Origin of the sequence: Roseateles sp. (genome assembly GCF_049240545.1) — a bacterium.
Lineage (GTDB): Bacteria > Pseudomonadota > Gammaproteobacteria > Burkholderiales > Burkholderiaceae_C > Paucibacter_A.
In genome coordinates, this window is sequence record NZ_JBMLSK010000095.1 from 1 (window position 1) to 1408 (window position 1408).

At 71.9% G+C, this 1408-nt stretch carries 1 protein-coding gene; it reads right to left on the reverse strand.

Annotated features, from left to right (window positions below; translation table 11 throughout):
• Nucleotides 1–238: 238 nt before the first annotated feature.
• Nucleotides 239–1408, reverse strand: a 1170-nt coding sequence (locus ACOVRJ_RS06620; RefSeq protein WP_422043095.1) for an aspartyl protease family protein, incomplete at its 5' end; no start/stop codon positions are given.

The following is a 1408-nucleotide window of genomic DNA, read 5'->3' on the forward strand; positions in this document are numbered from 1 at the left end:
GCTCGGCGCGGCGCCGCGCCAGCGCAAGCCGGGGCGTCGGAGCACCGACGTTGTCGGGGTGGCCCGCCGCTAACCGGTGCGGCGTTGGCTTGGTCTGCGACAGCGGGTGGATCTTCGCCAGTTGAGCCGCAGTTCTCGGCCGGGTTGGTGCCGAACCGTCAACCGCGGGGCCGCAGATGCGGGCAGCGCACGACGCTCAGGCGGCAAGCCGACATGGCGCGCAACGGCCCGGCGATCTTCAGGGTGCCGCTCGCGTCAAGGTCCCGCAGCGCACCTCGTCGGCCCGGCGCCAACACAGCGTCGCTGTGCGGCGGGTCCGCAGCGCTGCTTCGACGGCGGCCTGCTGGCTGCCCGTGATCGAAGACCCGTCGATTGAGATGAGCTCGTCGCCGACCTGCAGACCCGCGTTCGCGGCCGGGCTGCGCGCCTGCACGAGCAGGGCGAGCAACCGGTTCGCCACGGGGACGGTGGCCAGCCCGAAGGAGCCGTCCTCGAAGCGACGCTCGCGGGCGTCGCCGGGCACCAGCCACAACCGCGCTTGCCCGATATCCACCGCCCAGCGGGTCTGCGACAACAGCCCCACCCCGATCAGGCCCGCACCCGACTGCCTGCTCCCGGCACCCTCCGGGCCAAAGCTGGTCGGAACGTTCAGCCACCGGACGTCGGCCACCTCGACCGCGGTGGAGCGTGCGGCAATCTCGCGGCTCTGGCCCTGGATCCCGCGCCCCTCGATCGTCACGGCGCCGTCCGGCGGCACGAGTCCCCGCGCCGGGTCAGTCACGAGATACAGCGCGCCGCCGGCGCCGCTGTCGAGCAGCAGGTCGACGGCGACCGGGTCGCGGCTGGCATCTAGAGTGACCTGAACCGGGACAAACAGGTGGTCGTGGCGAACCGTGAGCGCGGCGCTGCGCGCGCCGGACCCCAGGTCCGTCGTGCCGAGGCGGTGCAGGCGCATTCTCCCGCCAGCGGCATCGACCTCCACGCCGAAGCGGGTCCACAGGTCGTTGCCGATGATGCCGTCGATGAACACCAGGTCTGGCGATCCAAACAGCGCCAGCCGATCGACCGGCAGCACCAGCACCGTCAGGTCCCGCAGCGTCAGTGGTCCGAGTTGAAGCGCGACCCCGGGCGCCACCTGTGCAACCGGGCGCGCACCATCGCCCAGGCCGCCGATGGCGATCTCGCCGCGGGATGACAGCGCCAAGTCGGCCGTACGGGGGTGACGGAAGATCAACGTGCCCATGGCCCCGGTGTCGAACAGGAAGCGGTATCCGGGCCGACCGTTGATCGCGACCTCCACGATCGGATACGACAAGGCCCCGGGCAGCAGCGGCAGTTCGACGGTGCCGGCGGCACAGGCCGGGCAATCGCTGACCGCCTGCCGGTTGCCGACCGGGTAGGTGGTGCA